This is a genomic window from Marinicella litoralis (assembly GCF_002591915.1).
GTDB lineage: Bacteria > Pseudomonadota > Gammaproteobacteria > Xanthomonadales > Marinicellaceae > Marinicella > Marinicella litoralis.
This window is the reverse complement of sequence record NZ_NIHB01000002.1, coordinates 346,605-367,116: the sequence shown is the minus strand read 5'-3', so window position 1 is coordinate 367,116 and position 20,512 is coordinate 346,605. Positions and strand designations below refer to the sequence as shown.

11 protein-coding genes are annotated in these 20,512 nt (G+C 44.0%); 8 read left to right on the top strand and 3 right to left on the bottom strand.

Annotated features, from left to right (window positions below; all coding sequences use genetic code 11):
- Nucleotides 1-18 precede the first annotated feature (18 nt).
- Together CCS90_RS08035 and CCS90_RS08030 are read right to left on the bottom strand one after the other, a co-directional pair.
- Nucleotides 19-1,041, bottom strand: a complete 1,023-nt coding sequence (locus CCS90_RS08035; protein WP_099019028.1) for a threonine aldolase family protein — start codon at nucleotides 1,039-1,041, stop codon at nucleotides 19-21.
- A gap of 26 nt (nucleotides 1,042-1,067) precedes the next feature.
- A complete protein-coding gene (locus CCS90_RS08030; RefSeq protein WP_099019027.1) occupies nucleotides 1,068-2,189 on the bottom strand; it encodes a Card1-like endonuclease domain-containing protein in 1,122 nt (373 codons plus the stop codon).
- A 134-nt stretch (nucleotides 2,190-2,323) separates the two neighbouring features.
- On the opposite strand from CCS90_RS08030, the gene carA reads away from it, so the two are divergent.
- The 6 genes from carA (at nucleotide 2,324) to CCS90_RS08000 (ending at nucleotide 17,589) form a co-directional block, all read left to right on the top strand.
- A complete protein-coding gene (gene carA, locus CCS90_RS08025; RefSeq protein ID WP_246026996.1) occupies nucleotides 2,324-3,496 on the top strand; it encodes a glutamine-hydrolyzing carbamoyl-phosphate synthase small subunit in 1,173 nt (390 codons plus the stop codon).
- Nucleotides 3,489-6,701: a carbamoyl-phosphate synthase large subunit gene (gene carB / locus CCS90_RS08020; protein WP_099019026.1), complete on the top strand. Its 3,213-nt coding sequence runs from the start codon at nucleotides 3,489-3,491 to the stop codon at nucleotides 6,699-6,701. Before carA ends, carB begins: the two co-directional genes overlap by 8 nt.
- Nucleotides 6,702-6,711: 10 nt before the next feature.
- On the top strand, nucleotides 6,712-7,188 hold the full coding sequence (greA, locus tag CCS90_RS08015) for a transcription elongation factor GreA (RefSeq protein ID WP_099019025.1): 477 nt from the start codon (nucleotides 6,712-6,714) through the stop codon (nucleotides 7,186-7,188).
- 22 nt (nucleotides 7,189-7,210) lie between these two features.
- Nucleotides 7,211-8,941, top strand: coding sequence for a single-stranded-DNA-specific exonuclease RecJ (gene recJ, locus CCS90_RS08010; RefSeq protein ID WP_099019024.1), 1,731 nt, complete (start codon nucleotides 7,211-7,213; stop codon nucleotides 8,939-8,941).
- Nucleotides 8,942-9,164: 223 nt separating this feature from the next.
- Nucleotides 9,165-15,608 carry an autotransporter domain-containing protein gene (locus CCS90_RS08005; RefSeq protein ID WP_099019023.1) on the top strand — a complete coding sequence of 2,148 codons (6,444 nt, stop codon included), beginning with the start codon at nucleotides 9,165-9,167 and terminating at the stop codon, nucleotides 15,606-15,608.
- Between the two features lie 10 nt (nucleotides 15,609-15,618).
- Nucleotides 15,619-17,589, top strand: a complete 1,971-nt coding sequence (locus tag CCS90_RS08000; RefSeq protein ID WP_133566449.1) for a caspase family protein — start codon at nucleotides 15,619-15,621, stop codon at nucleotides 17,587-17,589.
- Nucleotides 17,590-17,657: 68 nt separating this feature from the next.
- Here CCS90_RS08000 and CCS90_RS07995 read toward each other — a convergent pair whose 3' ends face one another.
- Nucleotides 17,658-18,839 carry a serine/threonine-protein kinase gene (locus CCS90_RS07995; protein WP_099019021.1) on the bottom strand — a complete coding sequence of 394 codons (1,182 nt, stop codon included), beginning with the start codon at nucleotides 18,837-18,839 and terminating at the stop codon, nucleotides 17,658-17,660.
- Between the two features lie 80 nt (nucleotides 18,840-18,919).
- On the opposite strand from CCS90_RS07995, the gene CCS90_RS07990 reads away from it, so the two are divergent.
- Complete coding sequence (locus CCS90_RS07990; protein WP_099019020.1) at nucleotides 18,920-20,374, top strand: WS/DGAT/MGAT family O-acyltransferase; 1,455 nt, start codon at nucleotides 18,920-18,922, stop codon at nucleotides 20,372-20,374.
- Nucleotides 20,374-20,499, top strand: coding sequence for a hypothetical protein (locus CCS90_RS15105; protein ID WP_257205615.1), 126 nt, complete (start codon nucleotides 20,374-20,376; stop codon nucleotides 20,497-20,499). The genes CCS90_RS07990 and CCS90_RS15105 overlap by 1 nt, the downstream gene beginning before the upstream one ends.
- The last annotated feature ends 13 nt before the right edge of the window (nucleotides 20,500-20,512 follow it).

Below are 20,512 nucleotides of genomic sequence, written 5' to 3'. Positions count from 1 at the left end.
TGGCCATTCCCATTAAATTTATTCATGTTGCATGATGGCTTGTACCAACTTATCGGTACTTGATTGTTCGGTGGCATGGGAAAATACCAAGCGAATCACATCATTGAAACCAGGCCATACATGAAATTCAAACCCCTGTTCGCTGAGTGATGCAATCAATTCAACAGGCAGTCGGCAAAAAACCTCATTGGCTTCAACTGGATGTATGAAAGTGATCTTTTGTTGGGTATTTTGGAAAAAATACTGGGCTTGTTGATTGGCATGAGCTGCCAATTTTAGCCAAAGCTCATCTTGTATATAACGCAGTAGTTGTGCGCTGATAAAACGCATTTTACTGATTAAATGACCAGATCTTTTTCTCAATCTTTTGATTTCTTTGATGTATTGGGTGTTGAACACAATCAATGATTCGGCCATCATGGCACCGTTTTTTGTGGCACCAAAGGAAAGCATATCAATGCCAGACTGCCAGGTCATTTCGGCAGGTGTACAGCCCAATGCTACGAGTGCATTGGCAAATCTGGCACCGTCCATGTGAAGCGCCAAGCCATATTTCTCTTTGATTTTTTTGAACTGAAGCAGTTCATCCAAGCTGTAAACAGTTCCAGCTTCGGTACATTGAGTCAAACTGATGGTGCAGGGCAACGACTCGTGTTCTCCATGGACACCGGTGTTGGCTAAATATTGATCCAAGTCATTGGCATCCATTTTGCCGTGCTTCCCAGGAATGGATATTATTTTTGCGCCGGCCGTATAAAATTCAGGGGCGCCACATTCGTCGCGGTTGAGGTGGGCATCCTCATGACACAAAATCGCTCCGTAGGGTGGGCAACTCAATGCCATTGCAATTGAATTGGCTGCTGTACCGGTGGACAGGGGTAACACCTCACACCATGTTTCAAACAATTGTTGGCACTGTTCGGTGAATCGTTCACTGTAAGTGTCATAGCCATAAGACTCTTCAAAGCCCTGATTGGCCTCAATCATCGCTTGTAAAATGCTGGCATTAACGGGTGCTTCGTTGTCACTTCTGAAATTCATATTATATCTTGGAGCATGGCGTCTCCTTAGCTGTTATCAAAAAAGTTGTAAAGGTGTCGTTCCAATTGTTTAAGCTGTTGATGGGAACAACAATAGATACCTAAATCTTTGGCCCGTGATTGGGTGTATTTATTTAAAGGTTGGTAGCTGATTAACATGGCACGACCCGATAAGCCACCGGTGATGGCTTTGATGGTGTCAAGGCGATAAATGGCTGAACTGGCCGCTGACTTTTCCTCCTTGCTTTTGGAAAAGCGCCTGGTCTTGCATTCAATGATGTGCAGGCGATTGTGGCTCATGGCAACCACATCCAATTCATTTTTGACTTGACCTTGATTCCTCACAATCTGCATGCCTCTACTCACATCAGCAATGTGTGGACGTTTTGCCCGCATGCCATAGATCAAAGCGAAAACATGGTTCTCTAACCAGCCGCCATTACAGTAAAAGCGGGCGGTGTCATTGACGAATTTTAATTTGCGCCCTCGGAGGTTCAACATATCGGCCTGTTGAAATTGTTCCAGCAAATACATCAAAGCATGGTTTTTGTGGTCATGATTGTTGAGTTCATAACTGTGGTTGCTGTTGGCCATCATGGCCATATAATTCAATGAACTTATGGCGGCGTCATGGGTTCCAATGTGGTCAATGATCCATTGGGTGAGGTTTCTCGATGCGGCTGGCTCTGGATTGGTTTGGCCTTGGTCTAAAACTTGGGTGTTGAAAGACTTTAAATATTCTTTGATTTTCAGTTGATGCGATAAATGCAAGTCTTCCTGGGTATTTTTGGTGTTGAGCCAATGCAATTCATCGGTAAATTTATCAACCAAAAAAACCGGGTAACCATAATTTGAAAATTGTTCAAAGCCCAATAAAATTAATTTCTGATACCCACTGGAAGCATTAAGAATGATGTTTTCAGATTGGTTGTCTTCAATCAACTTGGCAAACTGTTCTCTGGCCACTTGTGTGTCAAAAGTGATAGCTTGCGACTGGCAGGCAATGCCCCTGGATCGAATCACTGATTCAATGCCAGCGGTGTCATCTTCCGCTCGGTGCAACAAGATGATTTTTTCAGCTTTTAGGCTGATGGCTGCACTTAAAATGCCAGCTTGTTGTGGGTGGTATATGGCCAAATGAATTTGCATGACTTAATTATATGAAAAAACAATGAAGGGTTGTGGTGTTTATATGTTTTTTAAGCTAAAATCTGCTTTCAATTCGATAACAGTAAAAAGTTGGTTCAATCCAGCTTTTTTTACGCCCAAAAGAGTTGAGAAAAGTGTCTAAATTAAATCAAATTTTATTTCCTTCCGAGCATCAGAAACCAGCTGTTTTGGTTTTGTCCGATGGCACCATTTATCACGGTTTATCAATAGGTATTGATGGTAAGTCAGTGGCTGAAATTGTATTCAATACAGCCATGACGGGGTACCAAGAAATCTTGTCCGATCCCTCTTATGCCGAACAAATGGTGACTTTAACCTATCCACACATTGGCAACACCGGCACCAATGCGGCTGATAATGAATCAGCCCATGTCTATGCCAAGGGACTGATTGTGAGAGATTATGCCAAAACAGCCAGTAATTTTCGCAATGAAGAAAACTTACAGAGCTATTTGATCAAACACAATGTGGTCGCCATCAGTGATGTCGACACCCGCGCGTTGACCAATAAGCTGAGGGTTCATGGTTCGATGAGTGCTTGTATCATGTCAGGTGAAGTTGATGTGGATGAGGCCTTAAAATCAGCGCAGGCTTACCCAGGTTTGGCCGGACTTGATTTGGCCAAAGTAGTCAGTTGTGAGCAAAGCTACCAATGGGAAGAGGGCACCTATTCATTGGAGCAGATTGGTTTTAAGCAAAACCAAGAGAAGACATTCAAAGTGGTTTGTTATGATTTCGGCGTAAAAAGAAACATCCTCAGAATCCTCGATGATTTGGGTTGTGATTTGACTGTGGTTCCAGCTGAAACAAGTGCGGAAACTGTTATGGCGATGAAGCCAGATGGGGTGTTTTTATCCAATGGCCCCGGTGATCCGGCGGCCTGTGATTATGCCATTGCAGCTTGTCAGGCTTTTTTGCAAAACAAAGTGCCTTTGTTCGGTATTTGTTTGGGTCATCAAATCATGGCATTGGCCTTGGGAGCCAAAACCATGAAAATGAAATTTGGCCACCATGGTGCCAATCACCCAGTTGAAAATTGTGACAACAAGACGGTATTGATTACCAGTCAAAACCATAACTTTGCGGTGGCTGATGAAAACTTGCCAGAGACCTTATCAATCACCCACCGTTCATTGTTTGATGGCAGCATACAAGGCATCAAACACAAACACCTCAATGCCTATGGCTTTCAAGGACATCCTGAAGCCAGCCCAGGCCCGCATGAGGCAAAAATTATATTCGAACCATTCATACAAGCCATGAAGCAGGAGTCACACAATGGGTAAAAGAACTGACATCAAAAGTATTTTGGTCGTGGGTGCGGGCCCCATTGTCATTGGACAAGCTTGTGAATTTGATTATTCTGGAACTCAAGCTTGTAAAGCTTTGAAAGACGAAGGTTACCGAGTCATTCTGGTGAATTCAAATCCAGCCACCATCATGACCGATCCCGAAACGGCAGACAGCATCTATATTCAACCCATCAACTGGAAAACAGTGGCTTCCATCATTGAAAGAGAACGGCCGGATGCATTGTTACCTACCATGGGTGGTCAAACGGCACTGAATTGTTCATTGGATTTAGTCAGCCAAGGGGTGTTGGAACAGTATGGCGTTGAAATGATTGGTGCGTCCAGGGAAGCCATTGATATGGCAGAAGATCGGGAGCAATTCAGGGTGGCGATGGAAGAAATTGGCTTGGAATGTGCTCGCTCATTCATCGTACACAATATGGACGAAGCCAGGGTGGCACAAAAAGACATTGGTTATCCAGTGATCATCAGACCCTCGTTCACCATGGGTGGTACCGGTGGTGGTATTGCATACAACTTGGAAGAATTTGAAGACATCACGGCAGAGGGTTTAAAACTTTCTCCGACCACCGAGGTTTTATTAGAAGAGTCTTTGCTGGGCTGGAAAGAGTATGAAATGGAAGTAGTTCGCGATAAAGCCGATAATTGCATCATCATTTGTTCTATTGAGAACTTAGATCCAATGGGTGTACATACCGGAGATTCAATCACCGTGGCCCCTTCGCAAACTTTGACTGACAAAGAATACCAAGTGATGCGTGATGCCTCATTGGCGGTGTTACGAAAAATTGGGGTCGAAACCGGTGGTTCAAATGTCCAGTTCTCAGTTAATCCAGCGGATGGTCGCATGATTGTGATTGAAATGAATCCCAGGGTATCGCGTTCATCGGCTTTGGCATCAAAAGCCACTGGTTTTCCGATTGCTAAAGTGGCGGCCAAATTGGCTGTGGGATACACCTTGGATGAATTACAAAATGAAATTACCGGTGGGGCTACACCGGCTTCATTTGAACCGACCATTGATTATGTGGTCACGAAAATTCCTCGGTTTGCCTTCGAAAAATTCAACAACAGTGTGGATCGTTTAAGTACGCAAATGAAATCAGTGGGCGAAGTGATGGCGATTGGACGAACGTTCAATGAATCATTTCAAAAAGCCTTGCGTGGCTTGGAAACGGGTAAAAATGGCTTAGACCCGATCGTGTCACAGCAGGATTTAGATGATGGCTTTGATTTAATCAAAGAAATCAGAGAACCCTCGTCGGAACGAATTTTTTATGTGGCAGATGCATTCAGACATGGTTTCGATTTAGCAAAAGTACACCAAATTTCTAAAATCGACCTATGGTTCCTTGCGCACATAGAACGGTTGGTGAAGCTCGAAAATGCTTTGGCAGAAAGTCAATTGAATGAACTGAATGAAAAACAAATTAAACAATTGAAACGAGAAGGTTTCTCTGATGCCAGAATGGCAGAATTGCTGGGTTGTAGTGAACAACAATTCAGTCAAAAACGCACGGAGTTTGGCATCAAACCCGTTTACAAAAGGGTGGATTCGTGTGCTGCAGAATTTGACGCACCAACGGCTTACTTTTACTCAACCTACGAACAAGAATGTGAGTCTAACCCTACAGACAAAGACAAAATCATGATTTTGGGTGGCGGGCCGAACAGAATCGGGCAGGGCATTGAATTTGATTATTGTTGTGTTCATGCTGCTTTGGCTTTGAAAGAAGAAGGGTTTGAAACCATAATGGTTAACTGTAACCCTGAAACCGTTTCTACCGATTATGACACTTCAGACCGATTGTATTTTGAGTCTTTGACTTTGGAAGATGTGTTGGCCATTGTTGAGGTAGAAAAACCCAAAGGGGTGATTGTGCAATACGGTGGTCAAACCCCATTGAACTTGGCAGAAAAACTGGCCAACGCCGGGGTGCCTATTATTGGTTCATCACCTGAATGCATTGCCAAAGCTGAAGACCGTGAACAGTTTAAAACCATGTTGGATACCTTGGGCCTAAAACAACCACCCAATGGCACAGTAACTGCTCCAGATCAAGCCGAAGCCGTGGCTGATCGAATAGGCTTTCCTTTGGTTGTTCGTCCCTCTTTTGTTTTGGGCGGTCGTGCCATGGAAGTGGTGCACACTCAAAAAGACTTGATGCGATACATGACTGAAGCCGTTCAGGTTTCTAATGACTCCCCTGTGTTGTTGGATCGATTTTTAGACCATGCCATTGAAGTGGATGTTGACATCATCTGTGATGGACAGGATGTGATGGTTGGCGGCATCATGGAACACATTGAACAAGCAGGTGTACATTCAGGTGATTCATCCTGTTGTATACCACCATTTACCTTGAGCAAAGAGGTGCAATTGGAGTTGGCCAGACAATGTAAATTAATGGCCAAGGAATTGAACGTGATTGGTTTGATGAATACCCAATTTGCCATCCAAGGTGAAGATATTTATATTTTGGAAGTGAACCCAAGGGCTTCTAGAACGGTGCCTTTTGTGTCAAAAGCCACGGGTTTGCCATTGGCTAAAATAGCAGCCAAATGTATGGCAGGCATCAGCTTAAAAGAACAGAACATCGAAGAAAGGTTGGAGTTGGATCATTATTCAATCAAAGAACCGGTTTTCCCATTCGTTAAGTTTCCTGGGGTTGATCCCATTTTAGGCCCAGAAATGCGTTCTACCGGCGAAGTGATGGGCAGTGGAAAATCTTTTGGCTCTGCTGTGGCCTCTTCTCGATTGGGCGCAGGCGTCCACATGCCAAGAGAAGGCAAGGCTTTTGTCAGTGTTCGAGAGGCTGATAAAGAAAAGTTAATCCCATTGGCAAAACAACTTAGGGCTTTAAATTTTGAGTTGGTGGCCACACATGGTACTTGTCAGCTTTTACGCAAAGAAGGTTTGTTTTGTGAAAGCGTGAACAAAGTGATTGAAGGCCGGCCTCATATTGTTGATAAAATAAAGAGTAAAGAAATCGATTTTATTATCAACACCACTGAAGGGGCACAAGCCATTGCTGATTCTGCATCGATCAGAAAAGAAGCATTGAAACACAACATCAATTACAGCACCACCATTGCTGGCGCAGCTGCTACCATTGCAGCCTACGATTACATCAACAAACAAGAAGTTTACTCATTGAAAGAGTTACACAAACATTGAGGAAGATAAAATGAACAGAGCACCAATTACCTTAGCGGGTGAAGAGAAATTAAAAGCAGAACTTAAAAGACTGAAAACCGAAGAGCGCCCCAAAATCATTGATGCAGTGGCAGAAGCCAGGGCTCATGGGGACTTAAAGGAAAACGCTGAATACCATGCAGCCAGAGAACAACAATCCTTTACCGAAGGCAGGATTGCAGAATTGGAATCCATTATTTCCAATGCTGAAGTCATTGACGTGACCAATTTGAATGTGGGCGATAAGGTGGTTTTTGGGGCCACAGTGGTACTTGAAGAAGAGGAAAGCGGCGACCACGTAACTTATCAAATTGTGGGCGATGCAGAGGCTGACATTGAGGCAGGTAAAATCTCCATCAGTTCACCGATTGCTCGAGCCATGATTGGTAAAAGTGAAGACGATGAAATTGAAGTGCTGGCACCAGGTGGCAACAAGGTCTATTTTATAGAATCAATTAAATACATCTGATCATTAACCAGGGGACCTTTCAGTGCCAACGCCTAAACTCCAGCGCAGGAAAGTCCCTGATACTCCCATTTTGGGTGGTGACCATTTACATCACCTGATTCATCGCATTTATTTGGCACGCGGGATTACTGAATTCTCAGAAGTTGAATACCGCTTGAAAAACCTCTGTCGTCCAGATGCGCTGAATGGCATTGAAGTTGCAGCCAAAATCATCATTGACGCCATCGCGGCAAAAAAACAAATCGTGATTGTTGGAGATTTTGATGCTGATGGTGCCACATCCACGGCTTTGATGATTCGCGGATTACATCAAATGGGCGCTTCATTCATCAATTTCATGGTACCCAATCGTTTTGAGTATGGTTATGGCTTGACCGTTGAATTGGTTGATGAATTAGAGAAAATCAAAGCCGAATTGTTGATTACAGTTGATAACGGCATTTCATCATACAAAGGTGTGGCCAAAGCCAAAAGTAAGGGCATGGATGTGATTGTAACCGACCACCATTTGCCGCCAGAAGCGTTGCCACCGGCTGATGCCATTGTGAACCCGAATTGTCATGGCGATGAGTTTCCCAGTAAGTCATTGGCTGGGGTTGGTGTGGCATTTTACTTGTTGGCTGCTGTGAGGTCTCAATTGATGGCACAGAATTGGTTTGAAATCAACCAAAAACCAGTCCCCAATTTGGCACATTTATTTGATTTGGTGGCCTTGGGTACGGTGGCCGATTTGGTGCCTTTGGATGGTAACAACCGAATCATGGTTGATGCCGGTTTGCAGTTGATCAAAGCCAAGCGCAGCGTACCAGGCATCAATGCCTTATTCGAAGTGGCCAATGTCGATCAGGGTGCTGCGGACAGTAATTCATTGGCCTTTTATGTTGCCCCCAGGCTGAATGCAGCAGGGCGCTTGGAAGACATGAGTATTGGGATTAATTTGTTGCTAACCGATGACCATGCAGAGGCCAAGGTGTTGGCGGCACAACTGAATGACATCAACCAACAAAGAAAACGCATTCAACAGGACATGCAGATTTTTGCTGACTCAGTGGTGGATGAACTCAAGAAAAAAACAAGTTTGCCTGAAGTGATTTGTTTATACCATGAAAATTGGCACCAAGGGGTGGTCGGCTTGTTGGCTTCGAAAGTCAAAGAATATACCCACAGACCGGTGATTGCTTTTGCCAATGAAAATGATGATTCGATTTTTATCAAAGGTTCAGCCAGAAGTATTCCAGGATTGCATATTCGTGATGTGTTGGTTGAGATTGATGCACAACAACCAGGCATGATCACAAAATTTGGTGGGCATGCCATGGCCGCCGGTTTAACCCTGCCCAAAGACCAACTAAACACATTTCAAACGGCTTTCAGTGTTGCAGTTAAACAGCATCTGGGCGCAGATACACTGCAACAGATCATCTATTCAGATGGCTCAGTGGATACCGAAGACCTTAATTTACGCATGGCTGAAATGCTGAAGGATGCTGGTCCTTGGGGACAGTTATTTGATCAGCCGTTGTTTGATGGGTGGTTTGTTATAAAAAGTAAACGTTTGATAGGTGACAACCACTGTAAGCTGGTGTTGCAAACGCCAGATTTGATTAAACAAATTGATGCGATCGCTTTTGGTTTTCACCCCAATCAATTTGCTGAAGAGCAACAAAGTACCCATTTATGTTACCAAATGATGGTTAACGAATTTCGCAACCGCAGGACATTGCAGCTTAAAGTTGACCACATCCTAAAATAATGAGGCTTCATTGTCCTTATTTTTCAAGAAACCGCGTGAAAGGCGACAAGAACGGTTGTTTTTACAGTTTTCAATCAAAAATAAAGAATGTTTTTTGTGACAGATGCCACAATTTATTCAAATAAGTTTGTAAATGATTGAAAAACAATTGTTTCATGGTCAAAATAATCTATAGTTTAAATGTAAAGACTGCCTGACGAGGCACTAAAAAGAGAGAAGGGATATGAGGAATGTTTTTCAATTGAAAACTTATTTATCGGTGCTGTTGGTTTTTATGGCCACATCGGCATGGGCACAAACGGATTTTCAGCTCACGGTTTCACCATCAGGTAACCCGATTGTTTTTGCAGCAGGTGGGGCCCCACAAATGCTGACCTATACGGTGACCAACAATGGGCCGTTGGATGAAGGTGATCAAACCACAGTTACTTTTTTTCTTGATCCTGAAATAGAGCCAGCCAGTGTGGTTGCTCCGAACAATGATTGGTTTTGTAGTCAAGTCACTTCTCAAATTGATTGTGATTACACCTCAATATTTTTTGCCGGTACCAGTTCTGATTTGGTTTTAACCATCACTTCACCGGTAACCCCAACCACTGTGTTCAGTGCCTTGAACGTCAGTGTATCCAATGCCTTAGGCGACTCAAACCCAGGCAACGAACAAATTACCAGTGACATAGATTTTGTGGCTGGAAATCTCGTTGACCTTGAAATCATTAAATCCATTTCTACCGGTTTTCCAGCGACAGTCGCACCAGGCGATCCACTCAATTTCAATCTAAGCATAACTAATTTATCAGCTTTTGCTGCATCAAATGTCGTTGTGATGGATGATTTGTTGGCTAATAATTTAAACTTCAATTCCACTGGGTCCAGTCCAGAGTGTGTGGATGTGGCTTCATTTGTTCAGTGTAATTTGTCGATGATGCTACCTGGAGAGAATGTACAGTTGACCATTGCCACTGTTGTCAGCGGGACGGCTCAGCCGAATAACTACATCAATACTGCCACGGTGTCAGCAGATGAACCTGATCCAGATTTGGCCAATAACAGCAGTGATCAAGCATTCACTGTGGCAGTGGGTGGTTTCCCTGAAATCGATGTGGCCAAATCCATCATAGGTAATCCCGCCGGGGTGCCTTATGGTGATACCTTGACTTATCGGATAGAAGTTAACAATACCGGGGCCGGGGTGGCCAGCAATGTAGACTTGACTGACACCTTACCTGCCGGAGTTACTTTTCAGGGCTTCAATCAATTAGGTAATTTTATTTGTTCCTACACGGCACCGACTGTTTCGTGTAATGCGGCCAGTTTGCCTGTGACTGCCGCCATCGATGGGGTGGAGATCACTGTCGTGGTTGATGGAAACGTGGGAGATGTGATCAATAATGTGGCCAGTTCAACTTTTGCTGACAGCAATTCATTGGACAATTCAAGCAATGTGTCATTCACTGTGCAAACATTCGATGCAGATTTAGGCTCCACCAAGGCAGTCAATGGTCCGGCCACAGTCAATCAAGGTCAACCTGTTGAGTTCACCATTGGTATAGTCAACAACGGACCCAGCAACGCCTATGATGTCCGATTGGTTGATGATATACCAACAGGCTTAAGCTTTGACACCATCGTTTCTGAAAATGGCATGAGCTGTGTTTTTGTTGCTGGAAACAATCAAGTAGTGTGTGACGCCCCTGATTTATTGAATGGCAATTCGCACACCGCGGTGGTGAGGATGATTGCCAATGGTGCTGGACTGATGACCAATACGGTCACCGCTTCATCAACCCATCCAGCGCATTTTGATCCATTCACCAGCGACGCCAACCAAGCCACAGCCGCCGTGACTGCAGTGGGTGTGTCGGCGGATTTGGACTTGACCTTGGATTCTGATTCAGTCGTTTATTCAGTGGGTGATACCGTTACTTTGGATTTAACTGTTCACAATCCATTTGCTTCAACGGGTGCACCACCCAATGTAACAGTGGTGACCACTTTGCCTAACCAGGTGGTATTCGGTTCAACTCAACTGGTTCAGGCCATTGGATGGTCATGTACCCATGATGGTTCACCAACAGGTGGCGATGTCACTTGTGACAGTCAGGGCACGCCGGTCCCCATAGGAACCAATATATTTATCGATATATTGGCATTGGCTGATACGGCAGGAACGGCTTTGTCCGCCACTGCTACGATGACCAGTGACTTTGACCCCAATCCAAGCAATGATACGATCAATACCGCTTTTGATATCAACCCAGCTGATGCTGATTTGTCATTGGTGTTCACCTCAGTCTCTGGTGTATACAATCAAGGGGATTCGATATTTTATGACATAGAAGTCAACAACCCAATGATATCGACGGCCAATCCTACAGACACGACTGTTGATGTGACTTTGCCGACTGAGGTGAGTTTTGTCAACGCCAATTTAGCCGGTGCACCCGGTTGGTTTTGTACCCATGATGGTTCACTTACCGGAGGGATGGTTACTTGTGACCGTCAAGGGGCTGCATTTGTCTCATTCAGTACCCATGTATTAACGATTGGTGTGTTGGCCGTTTCGCCGGCCACCAATGCGATCGTGCAAGCCACCATCAGCAGTACGGCAGATCCGAATTTAACCAATAATACCAGCAACCAAGCCGATGCCATCAATGCCTTAACCAGTGATTTCAGCATCGTAAAAACTGTCAGTGGGACAGATTTCGCCATCAACGATACATTCACTTATTTCCTGGAAGTGACCAATGGCGTGGCATCAACTGCCAGTCCATCTGATGTACAGATCGAAGACCAATTACCGCCAGAAATTTCATTTGATTCTTTCATTGTAGGCACCAATTTAGGTACCACCATCAATTGTGTTCATGATGGTTCAGTGACTGGCGGGCTGTTTAGCTGTGATACCAATGGCACCTTGTTTGCTGCTGGAGAAGTGGTGACCATTGACATCAATGTAACGGCTGTGACTGCCAGTCCCAATGTCAATAATACGGCGACAGTGACCACCAGTTTTGATCCTGATGGCAACATCAACAACAACGCCAGTACGGCACCCACAGTGACCATCAACCCACCGTTGGTAACTACAATAGCAGCGAATAAATATGCAGAAATTGCAGCCAATACCGTGACTGAGGTGACTTATGGCGGGTTGTTTGACTATGTACTTAAGGTAGAGAATACTGGAATCAACGATGCCGTCAATGTTCACATCTCTGATACTTTACCGCCAGAGGTCACGTTGATGGGTTTTGACACATTTGGTTGGACTTGTTTGCCACTGAACACCAATTCTGTTGGTGAGGTGGTGGACTGTACCAGAAATGACCCATTGGCCGCTGCTGGCGCGGATCAAATTATCATGAATGTAATGGCTACAACCAATCCAGCCTTTACTTCGATCAGTAACCAAATGTCGGCCGTCGGTGATAACACGGGCGCGTTGGTGTCGGCATCAACTGTGGTGAATTTATTGAGTGCCGAGGGGGCTTTGTTATTGACCCAAAATCCATCGGTGATAGATCCTGGTGATAATGTTACATTTGATGTGCTGTTTACCAACACGGGCGACTCGACATTGACGGGTCTTACCATCGATGCGGCATTGCCACAAAGTTTTAATTACAATGGCTTTGTCGGTGACCCGGGTGTGTCTTGTGCCGAAAGTGCCGGTACCCTCAATTGTACCTTTACCAACCCAATGGTGCCGAACAATTCATTGAATGTTTCTATCCAAATGACTGCCCCAGTCAATTTAGTCAACAACCAAAATTATGATTTAGTTGTTACGGCCAATGCTTTGGAATTTATCAATCCCATTGCACAATCATTGGGTGTTAACTTTTCAGCCAGTGACATCGCCATAAACTTATTCAGTGTGGTGCAACAAGTCAATGCCGGAGAACCTTTTGAACATGTGATGGATTTAAGGAATTCAGGTAATTTTGACTTGAATGAGATCACTGCGGTCTTTCTTTTCCCGACCCATGCTGATTTGATTGGCATTGAAAATTCAGACATGAATTGTAGCCAGAATGGCAACAGGATTACCTGTACCAATTTAGGTCCTTTGCCCATTGGTGACAGCCTCAATGCTTCATTCATTATGCAGTCTAATGGCGCTAACCCTATCGTGGCCACTGAAGCCGAGGTGCTGGCTGACGGGGTAAGAAAATCTGCCAATACAAGTACTGAAATACTCGGAATGCTGTCTGAAAATGAACATGACTTGTCTTTGATGAAGTCAGTTTCAGTTACCCAAGTCGGACAACGTGAAGCATACAGTTATACCTTTGATGTTGTGAATGTAGGCCTGCTTACACAAACCAGTTTCAGTTTGATTGATGAACTGCCACCTGGGGTGATTTTTCAAGCCGCAGTAGGCAATGGTTGGAGTTGTGTTGAAGCCAACGCATTGACATGTCAGTTCACCGGACAGTTAAATTCAGGTGCTGCTACTCAGCTACAGGTTGATGTGATAGCCCCTAACGAACTGGGCGTGGTCAATAACACCGCTCGAGTCGTATTGGATCTGGATCAAAATCAAGCCAACAACCAATCCTCTGTGGATGTTGAAGTCATCACAGGCAGCGGCACGACATCGATTGCTGACTTGGCTGTTAGGGTGACCAGTGATGTACAAGATGTACTCAATACAGAAAGTGTGAGTTGGACCATTGCCATCAGTAACAACGGTCCTGATGAAGCCACCAATGTTCAATTGCAAAATAACTTCCCTATGGGCTTTGTTGCTGAAGAGGTTTTGGTTGGAAATGGCGCATCATGTATCATGTTGAACGCATCGTTGACTTGTGATTTGGCGTCATTGGCAGTCAGTCAAGAAGTGCAAATCATCCTCAATGGAAGCTTCAGCAATGGTTTTCAAGGCATGTTAATCAATGTGTTTGATGTTTCATCAGATGCCATTGATCCAGATTTGTCCAACAACCAAGGAAGCACCCAAATCAATGTCATATCCGCAGATGATATCAATGCCGACATGGCGCTGGAATTGGTGGCAAATAACCAAGACATTCGCCAGGGCGACATGATTGAAATGAAGCTCAGAACAAGCAACCATGGACCGGACAGTGCAGTAGGCAATGTATTGACTGCCAGCTTCACTGGATTAATTTCACAGGTTCAGGTGATCAATTCAGGTCAATGGGTTTGTCAGGCAAACAGTGGTTCTTTGAGTTGTCAATTTCCAGCCAATTATCCTTTGGGCCTGGTACAAGACATTGATTTATTGATCAGTACTCAACAAGTGGTGCAAACTTCACAACCCATTACCCTCAGCGCCATGGTTGAATCGACATCGATGGATCCACAACCTGGCAATAACATGGTTGGTTTCAGCAATACAGTGAACCGAACACCGACCGAAGACGAAATTTACAACCTCTTTGATGTGGCTGTTGGCAGTGCTGCCAGTGATACAGTCAGGCGAACCATCAGGAACATTTCGAGCTATTGTGCCCGCAGTTACTTTATGGCGATTGAAGGCTTATGTGAAGAAATGATTGCCAGTGCTCGTCCAGAAAATGGTCCAGCGATAATCAATGCGATGGAAGAAATCACACCCAATGAAGTGGTGGGTCAATCCACATCAGCTTCAGAAATGATTACTTCACAATTCAGAAACATTGACTCCAGGATGTCTCAACTGAGGGGCGGTGGCGGTGCAGGTTTAAGCGTATCTGGCTTGAACGGCCGTTATGGCAATGAATCGATTCCATTGGGCATGTTGGCTTATTTGAATCAATCTGAAGAAGAACAACAGGATGTCAGCAACATCAGTGATTTTGTCTCGCCATGGGGCTTCTTTGTCAACGGCACCCTCTCAATGGGTGAAATGGATGCCACTGGACGAGAACTTGGGTTTGATTTTGACACCTATGGCTTAACCGCTGGGGTTGATTACCGTTTCAGCCCAAGCAAAGTGGCCGGTGTGGCATTGGGTTATGCCAACTTCGATTCTGAAATTGAAGGTGAGGCAGAAATGAAGTCCACTGGCTTTACCTTAACCGGTTATGGTTCTTTCTATATAAAAGACAATTTTTATGTGGATGCCAGAATCAGTTATGGCAACCCAGATTTCGAACAAAAACGCCGCATTAATTTTGAGCTTGATAACATTTCAATTGATCGAGTGGCCACAGGTAAAACGGATGCCAACCAATATTCTGTTGCGATGAGTATGGGTTATCATTTCAATAAAAATGCTTGGAACATCACGCCGAACGCATCGGTTCGATACGTCAGAACTTCAATTGATGCTTTCTCAGAAACCGGGGCAGGCGGCTTTAACTTTGCCATTGCAGATCAAGAGGTTAAGAGCATGCTATGGTCATTTGGTGCCAGTGTGTCAAAAGCCATCAGTTTGAAGCGGGGCATCATTTCTCCACAATTTGACATCAACCTCAGTCGCGAAACTGAAAACGATGGTGGGCTGTTACAGGCACGGTTTATCAACGCCCCAGATGACGAAATTTTCTTCATAGAGACCGATGAACCTGACAGGACTTTTGGTTCTGCAGGTGTTGGCTTGGTGTTCATTGGCGCCAATGGCAAACAAGCCTATATTAATTACAGAAGTATCTTTGGATTAGAAGGATTTACACGAGGCACAATAAACTTGGGTGCCAGATTTGAATTTTAAAGGTGATATCATGAAACACATATTTTTCAAAAACTCATTGCTCTTTTTTGCCATGTTTTCCTTGGCAATTGGTGATGTATCCGCCAAAAGATCTAAAAAGGTCAAAGGAGTTAAGGAGGGACAAATCACCCCCGATCAACTGTATATTGTTGATTGTTTGTTGCCGCCTCAAATTCGACAATTGGGACAGAATTTCACTTATATACCACCACGTAAACCGGCCAAATTAACAGCCAAAGAGTGTGCGTTGCGTGGTGGTGAATACGTGGCATATGATGAAGCCAATTTTGCTACCGTGGCCAAAGTATGGAAACAGCAAGCCGATTCAGGCGACGCCACTGCACAAAATTACATGGGTGAATTGTTTGAAAAAGGCATCAATGGCACCCCAGACTATGAAACTGCGGCCAGCTGGTTTCAGAAAGCCGCTGATCAAGGCCATTCTTCGGCACAATTGAACTTAGGCAGCCTGTATGAAAAAGGTTTGGGCGTGCCACAGGATTCGGTGAAGGCGATTAATTTGTATCGCCAAGCCGCGGGTGTGACAGAAGCAAAACTTGAATTGGTGACTGAACAGGACTTGATGGAGCGCAGGGAAAAAGAGTACCAAAGGATTCAACTTGAAAGAGAGGTTTCAAACCTTAAAAACGAATTGTCAGATGTCAGCGAGAATTACCAAAAGACCCAAGACTACATTAAAAATGCCAACGCTGAATTACAACGTTTGCAAGCCGCATTGCGAGAAAACAGCAATGATTCTTTGGTCAAACAACAAATCGCCCAGTTGGAACAACAAGTCAAAGACCTGACCAATAAAAACCAACAATCCAAAGAATTGGCTTCCTCTTTGGTAAGAAAAATTGCTGAAGAAAATGGCCAAGAGTATGCGATGAATGATGAGTTTGGTATCAATGTGATCACCCCTGACATCATGTTAACGCGTGGTATCAGAAGCATTCCTATTTCCAATCAAGCGGCTAAATTCATGTCTATTATGGGCAGTGTGAATCCACCTGCTGATGTGGCCGGTTTAACCCTTAATAACCAAAACATCACCGATAAACTGACTGACACGGGTATTTTTAGCGTGAATGTAGATTTAATTGAAAATGACGACACTCCGGTCAGCATCGAAGCGGTTAAAAGTGATGGTTCAAAATCAGTGGAACAATTTGTCGTGGTCAGACAAATACTGGAGCAAATCAAACCCCGTTATTTAAGCGATTTATTTACCAAACGATTCAAGAAAGATTTGGGTGATTATCATGCCTTGGTGATTGGGAATAACAACTATGATGACCTGGATGATTTGGGCACAGCCATCAACGACGCCAAAGACATTGGCCAAGTTTTGAAAAAAACCTATGGTTACAAAACCAAAGTTTTGGAAAATGCCACCCACATGCAAATCGTCGAAGCCTTGGCTGAGTACCAAGAAAAATTAGGTAAATACGACAACCTGATTGTTTATTATGCCGGTCATGGGTTGATCGATGAAAGACAAGACGGTTTTTGGATACCCACTGATGCCAGAATGGATGACAAAAAAACCTGGATACCCAATGATGTGATCACCGAGTTCATGTCCAGCATGAAGGCCAAACACGTTATGGTGATTGCTGATTCTTGTTATTCTGGCACCATGTCAGGGTCTGCCATCAGGCCATTCCCTGAGACCGTTGAGGAAAATGACATCTTGTTCACCTCCAGGGTCAAGGCCCGTACTGTTTTGACTTCTGGTGGATTACAACCTGTATTGGACAGTGGTGGCGACGGTCATTCTATCTTTGCCTCGGCATTGTTGGATGTGTTGAATGAAAATGATGGTGTGATGGAAGGCTACAGGCTGTACAAAGCATTAGAACAACAAGTGAGGTTGCGTTCTAAATTGTCAGGTATCCAACAAATCCCTGAATACACTGCAGTCAAACATGCGGGTCATGAAGGCAGTGAGTTCTATTTCTTACCAGACAGTATTTAACAGGACAGATTAAAGGGGGATTTAAAGCGGTCAATATTGACCGCTTTTTTTATGTTTGGACAAAAAGTTCAGTCGCAGGCTGCAATGATTTGGTCATATTTGGCTCGGTTGAGGATTTTGATGCGATTCCTGGCATCTTCATTTTTACAATCGAATTCAGTCAATACCGACAGGTATAAGGCTTCAGCTTGGTTGATGTTCTGTTGTTTAAAGAACACTTCAGCGGCCCCTAATTTATTCGACATTTCTAACAATTGTTCTGAATTCAATGTGGTTTGGTTGATTTCAATGGCATTTTGTTGGTTCATGAACCATGTGCCAAGTAACACGGCCACCACGATGACCAAACCTGTGATGATAAACGGCATTGGACTGGTTTTCTTTTTCGCTGCAGTCATATCCTGTAAAGGAGCGAAAGAATGGGTGGTGTCGGTGACCGGTTTTAGGCGCCGCACGTATTTTTTTAACTGAGAAATCAGCTGGGTGGACGTTTGGAATCGGTCATCCGGGTTTTTCGCCAATAATTTATTCAACAGCGATTGGTATTTGGCTTTGTCTTCAGGTAAATCAGGAACGGGTTCATGCACATGAGCATAACTGATGGCAAATGTATCACCGCCTTCAAAGACCTTTTTGCCCATCAACATTTCATACAGAACCACACCCAATGCATACAAATCCGAGCGTTCATCAATTTCCTTGCCCAATGCCCGTTCAGGGCTCATGTAATGAGGCGTTCCAACAACTGCGCCTACACGGGTAAACTCACTGACCGAGTTCTGTGCCTTGGCTATACCAAAATCAACCAAAACCGCTTGACCATCTTCATGGAATAAAATGTTCTCTGGTTTGATGTCGCGGTGCAAAGTGCCACGCTTGTGGGAATGTTCTAAGGCTTTGGCCATATCAATCATGATATTAAAAGCCTCTAACTCAGTGATACCAGCTTCAATTTTTTGAGCCAAATCGCCGCCACCAAGGATCTCCATCGCCAGATAATAATTTGATTCAATGACCCCGCAGGAAAAGACAGTAACGATATTGGGGTGAGAAAACTGTGCAACTGTGTCGCCTTCCTTTTGTAAATCCTCCAATATTTTAGGGTCATTACCTTGTGGTGTCACAATTTTGATGGCAACTTTTCTTTTGGGTTCCAGTTGTTCACCTAAATAAACACGGGCCATTCCACCTCGGCCTATTTCTTTGCCCAATGTAAAATTCGGAATGGTAATTTCGTAGGATTCTTCCATTAATAGCAGACGGCTGTATATTTATTCATGCTTTCTATTATAATGAAGGAAGGATAAATTAAAACTAAAAAAAATTCTCTATGTTCCAATACGTTGACAGTAAAAAAGAGCCCATGCGCAAAGTAGATACAGCTTGGCTTCGAATGGAATCTCCGCATAACTTAATGATGATTACTGGTCTGATGTTTTTGGATAAAATGCCTGATTTGGCTCAATTCATTGAGGGACTGGAAAAAAAGTTCCTTAAATACAGGCGGTTTCGCCAATTGGCCCACCAAACAGCCAGTGGTTCTTACTGGCAAGATGACAAGTATTTTGACATGGCAGCCCATGTGCGCAGGGTGGCATTGCCTGGAAATGCCGATTACAAAGAACTGCAGGATTATGTCAGTAATTTAGCCTCGACACCATTAGATAAAAACAAACCCTTGTGGTCATTTCATATCGTTGAAAACTATAACAAAGGCCCAGTCGTGGTATCACGCATACACCATTGTTATGCCGATGGCATCGCATTGATACAAGTGTTGTTATCCATGACCAGTACCAGCCGAGCCAAAAGTTTAGAGTTTGATGTTGATGACACCCAAAAGGAAGAACATCAAAAACTGGGTTTACTCAAACAAGTGGTTAATCCGGCTAAAAAACAATTCGCGCATTCTCTGAAAATGATGAATGAAGTGACTGAGTTAGGCAAAAAAGTTTTACAAGACCCTTCATTGATTGAAAAAAGCGTCGGTGATACGGTTGATATCGCGGAAGAGTTATTCAATGCCTTGACCCTGAGTGATGACCCACAAACGGTTTATAAATCAGAGTTGTGTACGCGAAAACGTGTGGCATGGGCTGAGTCATTGCCATTGGATGAAGTCAAAGCCATCGCCAAGGCCACCGGAACCACCGTCAATGATGTGCTGATTTCAAACCTGGCAGGTGCCTTGCGAGAATACATGCTAGAACGTGGTGATGATCCCAATGAAAAAGTCATTCGAGCGACGGTTCCAGTCAATTTAAGACCTTTGAAACACGCCAAAGAATTGGGCAATCATTTTGGCTTGGTGTTTTTGAATCTCCCGATCTTTGAAGCCAATCCATTGAAACGTTTGGCCTATGTTCATCATGAAATGAATGAATTGAAAAAATCCAAACAGGCTTTGGTCTCACTGGGTTTGTTGAGCATGATTGGTTTGGCGCCATTGGCGGCTCAAAACTTATTGTTGAACCAATTTTCGAAAAAAGCCACGGCGGTATTGACCAATGTACCAGGACCTTCTGTTCCCTTATATATGGCTGGATGCAAAGTCGATAAAACCATGTTTTGGGTGCCACAAAATGGAACCATCGGCATGGGCATCAGTATCTTGTCTTACAATGGTCAAGTTGAATTTGGCTTGATCGTTGATAAAAACATGGTGCCTCAGCCGCATAAAGTGATCGTACGCTTCCCAGAGCAATTTGCTCAACTTAAAGAGTTGATGATGTTGCATCCTTGGGATGGTGACATACACGCCGACTTATTGGACGGGTTGGTTTAATGGTGCAATTAATCGGCTGGACTGCGCATGGTTTACTGCATTGCTTAGCCGCCTTGAAAGTGTCAGCCACGCTGGGTCGATTGACCATGACTGTCGCTGATGAAACTAAAACCTTTAATTTTTGAAAAACTGGAATAA